The organism is Providencia sp. JGM181, assembly GCF_018257375.1.
GTDB classification, from domain to species: Bacteria; Pseudomonadota; Gammaproteobacteria; order Enterobacterales; family Enterobacteriaceae; genus Providencia; species Providencia lanzhouensis.
Genome location: NZ_JAERJY010000142.1, coordinates 1 through 9,483 on the forward strand (window position 1 = coordinate 1; position 9,483 = coordinate 9,483).

General features: G+C 46.1%; 4 protein-coding genes and 1 pseudogene. All 5 read right to left on the reverse strand.

Features of this window, described 5'->3' with window-relative positions; genetic code table 11:
- Positions 1-134 precede the first annotated feature (134 nt).
- The gene (gene glgP, locus JK188_RS14750) at positions 135-2,579 is read right to left on the reverse strand and encodes a glycogen/starch/alpha-glucan family phosphorylase (protein WP_211886948.1); all 2,445 of its coding nucleotides are present in this window, start codon (positions 2,577-2,579) and stop codon (positions 135-137) included.
- Entirely contained in the window at positions 2,572-4,059 is a 1,488-nt protein-coding gene (glgA, locus tag JK188_RS14755) for a glycogen synthase GlgA (RefSeq protein ID WP_211886949.1), read from the reverse strand. The genes glgP and glgA overlap by 8 nt, the downstream gene beginning before the upstream one ends.
- Before the next feature lie 11 nt (positions 4,060-4,070).
- The gene (glgC, locus tag JK188_RS14760) at positions 4,071-5,381 is read right to left on the reverse strand and encodes a glucose-1-phosphate adenylyltransferase (protein WP_211886950.1); all 1,311 of its coding nucleotides are present in this window, start codon (positions 5,379-5,381) and stop codon (positions 4,071-4,073) included.
- 9 nt (positions 5,382-5,390) lie between these two features.
- Complete coding sequence (gene glgX, locus JK188_RS14765; RefSeq protein ID WP_211886951.1) at positions 5,391-7,322, reverse strand: glycogen debranching protein GlgX; 1,932 nt, start codon at positions 7,320-7,322, stop codon at positions 5,391-5,393.
- Positions 7,309-9,291: pseudogene (glgB, locus tag JK188_RS14770) on the reverse strand (1,4-alpha-glucan branching protein GlgB); the annotation flags it as partial. The gene glgX and the pseudogene glgB, both read right to left, overlap by 14 nt.
- Positions 9,292-9,483 lie beyond the last annotated feature (192 nt).

The window sequence follows — 9,483 nt, forward strand, 5'->3', positions numbered from 1 at the left end:
TGATAAAACTGCAAAAATACGCATATACAGCGTATTGATGCATTTTTTTGATCTTCAAAGTTTTAAACCTTACGCGAGTATTTAAGTTAAATCTCTAGGCTATTTAATCATGGTTTTTATGTTTTCGATTTATTTTACTGAGTGGGTTTCATTCGCCATATCTTTTCTACATATTCATTAATAGTTCTATCGGAAGAGAAATAGCCCATGTTAGCGATATTATTGAGTGTTTTTTGCGCCCATAACGTTGGGTCTTGGTATAGCTTATCGACGGCATCTTGGGCTTGAACGTAAGAGTGGTAATCGGCAAGCAATTGATAATGATCGCCAAAATTAATCAGAGAATCATAAAGCGGGTAATAGCGGTTAGGGTCATCGGGACTGAAAATGCCCGAAACGAGGGAATTGAGGACATTGTGCAGGTCTTCATGTTCTTGGTAAATCTTTCTTGGGTCGTAGCCTTGTGCGCGAATCGCGTCAACTTGCTCGGCAGTATGTCCAAAGATAAACATATTTTCTTCGCCAACATGTTCGCGAATTTCAATATTAGCGCCGTCTAATGTACCGATGGTCAATGCGCCATTGAGAGCAAATTTCATATTACCTGTTCCTGAAGCTTCGGTTCCTGCAAGGGATATTTGTTCGGATAAGTCGGTGGCGGGAATAATTAACTCCGCTAAGCTGACGCTGTAGTTCGGGATAAAAATCACTTTTAAGCGGTTTTTGATTCGGGGGTCATGGTTAATCACGTTAGCGACATCATTGATAAGCCGGATGATCATTTTGGCGTTAACGTAGGATGAGGCGGCTTTTCCCGAGAAAATCACCACGCGCGGAACCCAATTCTTTTCGGGAAGTTGCAAGATACGCTGATAGCGTCCAATGACTTGCAAGATATTGAGTAATTGGCGTTTATATTCATGAATGCGTTTGATTTGTACATCGAACATGGCGTGAGGATCGACGATGATATTGACGTTTTTAGCGATATAGTCGGTGAGGGCAACTTTGTTCTCTAACTTACAGGTTTTTAACCGCTCGATAAATAGAGGAAAATCTGTGTACTGCTGTAGGTGCGAAAGCTCTGTGAGATCTTCCCGCCAATTTTCACCGATGGTTTCATCAATCAAGCTTGCCAGGGGTTTATTACACAACGCTAGCCAGCGGCGTGGGGTAATACCATTGGTAATATTGCTAAAACGCTCAGGAAATACTTTGGAAAAATCAGAGAAAATTTCTTGAGTCATAAGCTCCGAATGCAGCTTGGACACACCATTGACTCGGTAGCTGCCCACGACGGCAAGCCATGCCATGCGAACATAGCGCCCATGGGATTCATCAATCAGAGATAAGCGAGTTAAAAGTTCTGGGTTGTTGGGGTAACGCTGTTTGATCTTAGTGAGAAAGTGGTCATTTATTTCAAAGATAATTTGTAGGTGGCGGGGGAGTAATCGCCCAAGAAGGTCGACAGACCAACGTTCTAATGCTTCTCCCATCAGAGTGTGATTGGTGTAAGAAAAGGTTTTTTCACTCATTTGCCATGCGGCTTCCCACTCATATTCGTGCTCATCGATAAGCAAGCGCATCAGTTCAGGAATCGCTAAAACGGGGTGGGTATCATTCAAATGGATTGCCACTTTATCGGCAAGGTTACTTAACGTGCCGTGGATTCGGTAATGGACATCGAGGATATTCTGCAAGGTTGCTGATACAAGAAAATACTCTTGCCCAAGACGTAAAATTTTCCCCGATTCCGTAGAATCATTGGGGTAGAGCACGCGGGATACATTTTCAGAGAAGTTTTTATCTTCAACGGCTGCTGAGTATTCCCCCTGATTGAATTTGTTGATGTTCATTTCATTCGTGGCATGGGCAGACCACAAGCGCAAAGTGTTGGTGGAATCGCATCCATAGCCCATGACGATTTGGTCATAGGCGCGAGCAAGCACTTCTTCAGTTTCCACCCAGCGAACGATTTTACCCTCTTGCTGAAGGCGGCCCGCAAAGCGCACTTTGTAGCTAAGGTTATAGCGTGGAAACTCCCATGCATTGCCATATTGTAGCCAGCGGTCGGTGGACTCAACTTGTTGACCATCAATAATATTTTGCTGAAACATGCCGTATTCGTAGCGGATACCAAACCCAACGGAAGGGATTTTTAAGGTGGCGAGAGAGTCTAAAAAACAAGCAGCAAGACGCCCTAAACCACCATTGCCTAAACCGGGATCATCCTCTTCCTCTAAAATCGCATTCAGTTCAAAGCCCATTTTTTTCAAAGCATCAGCAACATCCTCATACATGCCTAAATTTAATAAAGTATTGGAAAGAGTACGCCCAATCAGGAATTCCATGGATAAGTAAGCGACAGCACGATCCGATTGAGATAGAGAGCGGCGAATGGCACGTAACCAACGGTCAACGGTTAAGTCGCGGATAGCGTAGGAGATGGCATTTAGCCAATCATGCTGGGTGGCAATTATTGGATCTTTGCCGACCATAAACTTTAATTTGATCTGGATGGAATCGACTAACGCATCGACTCGCTGCTGGCGATTTTGGATAGTAAATGGGTTATTCATGTTCAGATCCTCCAGCCATTGGGGTTATTAAGCTTTGGTATAGCGCAAGGTATTTTTGAGCGGAAGCCTGCCAGCTAAAATTCATCTTCATACCTTGGCGGCGTACACGTTTCCAACGAGTCGGTTCATTCCAAAGCGCGAAAACACGACGCACCGCATCATTGAGTTCGGTGGCTTTTCCGTGGTGGGAGCGATAACCGTGATAGTCATGAAATACAAAACCCGTTGCCGTGCGATCTGCTAAATTTTCGAGGGAGCAATCGGTGACGGTATCGGCTAGCCCGCCCGTGTGGCGAACCAATGGGAGAGCACCGTATTTCAGACCATAAAGTTGGGTCAAACCACAAGGTTCGTAGCGGCTTGGCACCACAATCACGTCAGCGGCAGCAATCAATTTATGGGCGTGAGGTTCGTCATAACCAATAAAGACGGAAACCTGTTTTGGGAATTGGTGAGCTAGCTGCTCAAAGGCATGTTGTAAGTCAGCGTCGCCAGTGCCTAAAACTGACAGTTGCCCGCCTTGGTGCAGTAAATCTGGGATCACTTCGAGTAAAAGGTCTAATCCCTTTTGTGTACTGAGGCGGCTGACAACACCGAATAATGGCACTTTATCGGTGACATTAAGTTTGTTTTCTCGCTGGTGGGTCATTTTACTGATGGCTTTGCCGAGCATGTTTTGCCGACCGTAATTATGGGGGATCAACGGGTCAAGCTGCGGATCCCAAACTTGGTAATCCACGCCGTTTAAGATCCCTAAAATATCTTCTTGAGATTGGCGCTGTTTCAATAAACTGGCGAGCCCATAGCCGTATTCGGGAATGGTGACTTCTTTGGCATAAGTGGGGCTGACAAAAGTGATTTTATTGGCGTAGAACAGTCCCGCTTTGAGATAGGAAATTTGCCCATAAAACTCTAAGCCTTCGGGGGAATAAAATCCGTTAGGCAGCTGCAACTCAGGAAAATGGATTGCCGAAAATAGCCCTTGGTAAGCCAGATTATGGACGGTAAATACGCAAGGAACAGGGGTGTTTTTGGCGGCGAGATAGGCGGCGCAGAGTCCTGCATGCCAGTCGTGGGCATGAATGATGTCAGGTCGCCAATTGGCATCAAAGCCACAGGCAAGTTCGCTGCTTATCCAGCCTAATAAGGCAAAGCGCAGATAGTTGTCTCTGTATTCGTGTTGATGATTGTCGTGATAGGGGCTGCCTGTGCGCTGATAAAGATGCGGGGCGTCAATTAAATAGAGACCAACACCATCATAATAGCCAAAACGCAGAGTGATGGGGCCGGCAAATGTATTGATATGGTTGCCAACTAAGGTGTGGTGAACCGCATCCAGTAGCGCGGGGAAACCGGGTAATACGATACGGACATCCGCCCCTTCAGCGATTTGAGCTTGGGGTAATGCGCCGAGCACATCCGCTAAGCCGCCTGTTTTGAGAAGGGGAAATAGTTCTGAGCCAGCATGAAGTATGCGCATCTGAATCTCCTTTAAGCCGCAAGATTATCGAGCATTTTTTGAGTGACAAGGACGATGCCACCTTCAGAGCGATAGAAATGTTGGGCATCCCATTGTGGATCTTCACCAATCACCAATTTGTTGGGTAACACACAGCCGCTATCGATAATGCAGCGTCGTAAGCGGCAGGCATATCCAATGGAGACATCGGGTAGGATCACGCAGGCATCGAGTTGGCTGTGAGCATTCACGCGGACATTTTGGAAAATCACGGAGTTAGCAATTTTGGCGTCTTCAACGATAGAACCAGCATTAATTAATGTGTTGGTAATTTGGGGAGATTGCGGCGACTCGCCTTGAATAAACCGAGCTGGTGCCAATGGGGAGTGACTCGTCCGGATCGACCAATGAGGGTCATACATATCCAGTGCGGGCTTGGCTGAAACTAAATCAATATTGGCGTTCCAGTAGGCATCAATGGTGCCCACATCTCGCCAGTAGGGGGATGCGCCCATATTAAAATCAGAATAGACGCAGGAGCGGCTAAACGGGTGCGCCCAAGCCTTGCCTTGCTGTACCGCTTTAGGGATTAAGTTTTTACCAAAATCATGCTGTGTATTCTGCTTTTGCTGCTCTTCTGCGAGTAATTCATAGAGGTATTGGGCATCAAAAACGTACACGCCCATGCTGGCTAATGCGGCATAAGGTTTCCCCGGCATCGATGGGGGAAATTGAGGTTTTTCAATAAAATTAATGATTTGTTCGTCATCGTTAATGTCCATAATGCCAAATTCAGAGGCTTGGCTACAGGGTACTTCAATACAGGCCACTGTGCATTGGCTACCTTTTTCCACATGGTCTAGCAACATGCGGGAATAATCCATTTTGTAGATATGATCCCCAGCTAACACAATGATGTATTTGGCTTGATATTGGCTAATAACATCGAGATTTTGAAAGATGGCATCGGCAGTACCTTGGTACCAATCTTCGGCATCCTGTTTCTGTTGAGCAGGGAAAATTTCAATAAATTCATTGGTTTTCCCGTTTAGAAATGACCAACTGTGCTGAATATGTTGGATTAAGTGATGGGAATAGTATTGGGTCAGTATCCCGACGCGATAAATACCTGAATTAATACAGTTAGATAAGGTGAAATCGATAATTCGAAATTTCCCGCCAAAGTGGAGTGAGGGTTTTGGCTGCTTCTGAGTCAGGGCTTTGAGACGAGAGCCTTTACCACCTGCCAAAATAAGCGCCACCGTATTGCTCGGAAGTTCTTTGGCTAATAGCTGCCTCGAAATGGGATTTGGGTAGGCATAAAAAGGCATTTTTTCTGACATATCAATTCCTTAATGAGCACTTGGCGAAAAATCGTGGCGCTGCATGACCACGAAGGTTTTTGGCGGAATAGAACGAATTAGGTGGCAATTAAAAGGTGGGACAGGGTGCCAATCCCCCTCGGGAAGCGTGAGCGAATGGACTTGCTCAGTGAAATTAATCAGTAATAGCCATTGACCAGAAAGTAATACTTGCATGGAACATGATTGCTGCCACTGTTCAAGGGTTATGGGAGAGCCTTGGGCATTTAGCCACTCAACGGTTTTATGGGGGGGCAGTGAATGCCACCATTGTCCCGAAGTCAGAGCCGGGATTTGCTGGCGCAAAGCGGTAAGTTGTGCCGTAAACTCCATAAGAGCACTATCCGCTTCCTGCCAGTTAAGCCAGCTTATCGGGTTATCTTGGCAATAAGCGTTATTATTTCCTTGTTGGCTATGCCCTAGCTCATCCCCTGCACGCAGCATCGGTGTGCCTAATGACAGGAACAGCAAGCTTAATAAATGGCGCTGGCTCTGTTGGCGTTCCGATATTGTTTTTTCAGGGGCGTTTAACCCTTCGAAACCATGATTATGGCTGTTATTGCCGTCGCTACCATCTTGGTTATTTTCACCGTTGGCATGGTTATGTTTGTGATTAAAACTGACCAAATCTCGCAGCGTAAAGCCATCGTGTGCGGTGATGTGGTTAATTGAAACAAAACTAGGGCGATGATTTTGTGAAAAGTCATCCCGCGAACCTGCTAAGCGACTTGCTAAGATACCGATAGGAATATCACAATATAAAACAGCACGGCGGCAATCATTGCGAAATTGGTCATTCCATTCAGCAAAAGGCGGTGGAAATTGCCCTAATTGGTAACCGTTGTTGGCGAGATCCCAAGGTTCGGCAATTAGCTTCAGTTGCCCAAGAATGGGATCTTGGGTGATAGCCTTAAGCAGTGGAGCCTGAGAATTAAATTCCGGCGTTCTTCCCAATATCGTGGCTAAATCAAAGCGAAAGCCATCAACATGGCATTCAATCGCCCAAAAATGCAGGCAGTCGAGCACCCATTGGCTTACTGCCGAGTGTGACAACCTCAGCGTATTGCCGCAGCCCGTCCAATCCGCATATTCACCATTGTCGTTTAACCAATAATAGGTGGGGTTATCTAACCCCCTAAACGATAAGCAAGGTCCTGAATGGTCTAATTCGGCAGCGTGGTTAAACACAATATCGAGGATAACCTCAATGCCGGCACGATGCAGGGCTTTAACCATATCGCGAAACTCACTCAACGGCGTAGAGCCTGCTTGCCCAGACCAATATTGAGGCTCAATCGCAAACGGTGACAGCGTGTTATAGCCCCAATAATTAGTGAGATTTTTAGCCTGTAATCGCGGTTCATCCAGATGAAATTGCACAGGGAGCAACTCCAGTGTCGTCACGCCAAGTCGCGTTAAATGCTGGATTATGCAAGGGTGTGCGATAGCAGCATAGCTCCCCCGTAAAGCAGGTGGAATTTCAGGGTGTTGCTTGGTAAGCCCCCGAACATGAGCTTCATAAATCACGGTTTTTGACCATGGAGTATGAAGAGGGGCATCACCTTGCCAGTCATAAGGTTCATGGCTGACGACGGAGTAAGGATGCTGTTTACCACTGAGTTCGCGGCTGTAAGGGTCAATCAGTAAGTGGGTATCATCAAAATATAATCCTGCTTGTGGTTCCCATTTTCCTCTAGCACGATAACCATAATGTAGACCTGCTTTTGCGCCCATTAGATAACCATGCCAAATATGGTTATCTCCCCGATAAAGCGGGTAACGAATTTCATCACCGAGTGAGTCCAGCACGCACAAGTCAATGTGTTCGGCATGCTCGCTGTAAATAGCAAAATTGACGCCGTATTCGTCCATGTGGCTACCAAGGGGGTGAGCATGACCTTGCCGGAAATTAAAATGTGTCATTCGGTCGCTCCCGTTTTAAATACAGGGTAGCCAAAGGGGGAAGCGTAATATTTAAGGAGTGATCTTTACCGTGAGCCGCTATTGGTTGGGTGGATATTGCCCCCTGATTACCCACATTACTGCCGCGATAATAGTGAGAATCGGTATTGATGATTTCTTGGTAGCAACCCGATTGGTGAACACCAATGCGATAATTTTCACGGGGAACAGGGGTGAAGTTGGCGACCACCACAATTTCATGATTATGGGTATCTCGACGCACAAAGGCGAATACTGAGTTTTGGTGGTCATCAACCACCAACCATTCGAAGCCTTGTGGGGAATAGTCGAGTTGGTACAGTGGAGGGTGCCGTTGATAACAGTGATTTAAATCGCGCACAAGTTTCTGTACACCCGTGTGCCAGCCATCATATTCAGAGTTCAGTAAATGCCAATCTAGCCCCGTGTCGTGATCCCATTCTCGCCCTTGGGCGAATTCTCCTCCCATAAACAGCAATTTTTTACCAGGATGCCCCCACATAAATCCATAGTAAGCCCGTAAATTGGCGAATTTTTGCCATGTGTCACCGGACATTTTACTCAGAAGTGACCCTTTCCCATGCACCACTTCATCATGGGAAAGGGGTAAAACGAAGTGCTCACTGTGGGCGTAAAACATGCCGAAGGTCATTTGTTGGTGATGATATTGGCGGTAAATCGAGTCAAGGGACATATAGCGCAGAGTGTCGTGCATCCAGCCTAAATTCCATTTGAAATCAAAACCTAAACCGTGATTTTCAACAGAGCCAGTGACATTGGGAAAGGCGGTTGACTCTTCGGCTATCATTAACGCATGAGGGCAGTTCTGTTGAACAATTTGGTTGGTATAACGTAGAAAATCGAGAGCTTCGAGGTTCTCTTTGCCTCCCCATTTGTTGGGTACCCATTCCCCTTCTTCGCGGCTGTAATCGCGGTAGATCATCGAACTTACCGCATCGACACGCAGCCCATCGATACCAAAGCGCTCTAACCAATAAAGGGCATTGCCCGCCAAAAAGTTTGCCACTTCATAGCGGCTGTAGTTATAAATCAAGGTATGCCAGTTTCGATGGACACCTTCACGCGGATCCGCATATTCATACAGTGCGGTACCATCGAATTGAATCAGCCCATATTCATCATTGGGAAAATGGGCAGGTACCCAATCGAGGATCACTTTGAGGTGATGCTGGTGGGCGGTTTGAATCAAGTAGAGAAAATCCTCAACGCTACCAAAACGGTAGGTTGGGGAATAGAGCCCAATAGGTTGGTAGCCCCAAGAGCCATCAAACGGATGCTCGCTGATGGGCAGCAGCTCCAGATGAGTAAATCCCATTTCCGCCACATAAGGAATAAGCTGTTCAGCCAGCTGTCGGTAGCTGAGCCAGCCATTGTTGTGCGGGTGACGACGCCAAGAGCCTAAATGCACTTCGTAAATTGAGATTGGTGCGGAAAGTGGTGAATTTACGCTGGTGGCGTGAGGCGGAGCCTGTTTTTCGGGTAGGGCTGTTATTACCGACTCTACATGAGGAAATAGCACGCTTTTGAGTGCATAGGGGTCAGCTTTGACCCGCATATATCCGCGGCTATCTTGTAATTCATACTTATACGCTTGCCCGAGTTTAGCTTCAGGAATAAACCGTTCCCAAATACCCACCTCATGGCGCAGTGTCATTGGGTGAATACGCCCATCCCACTGATTAAATTCGCCAACAACGGAGATCCGTTGAGCATTGGGTGCCCATAAAGAAAAAATCACCCCATCAACACCGTCGAAGTTGACGGGGTGGGCACCAAGACATTCATAGGGACGTAGATGGGTGCCTTCTGCCAGTAGCCAGCCATCTATGTCACGAATGAGAGTGCCAAAGCCATCAGTGTGCTTTTTAATTGCTTGGGTTTCTGCGGTGGATGTTTCCGCAGAACGACGCCCTGAAGTTATTTGAGAAATAACTTCGCGATTATTAGTTGGCAAATAAATAACCTCAAGAAAAGTGAAATGAGCAATTTAAACTTTACTTAAATTATTTAATTTGTATTTGATAGGCTTCACATATTTAGCTTTAAAATTGATTGAATTCGTTATTTAACAATAAGTTAGTTTGTTTTTGAATAGTATTATTAAGTTATCAATTAATAATAT

Bases quoted from the DNA above. Each gene is read 5' to 3' on its own strand.
- glgP (WP_211886948.1), bottom strand. From the start codon at position 2,579: ATGAATAACCCATTTACTATCCAAAATCGCCAGCAGCGAGTCGATGCG.
- glgA (WP_211886949.1), bottom strand. From the start codon at position 4,059: ATGCGCATACTTCATGCTGGCTCAGAACTATTTCCCCTTCTCAAAACA.
- glgC (WP_211886950.1), bottom strand. From the start codon at position 5,381: ATGTCAGAAAAAATGCCTTTTTATGCCTACCCAAATCCCATTTCGAGG.
- glgX (WP_211886951.1), bottom strand. From the start codon at position 7,322: ATGACACATTTTAATTTCCGGCAAGGTCATGCTCACCCCCTTGGTAGC.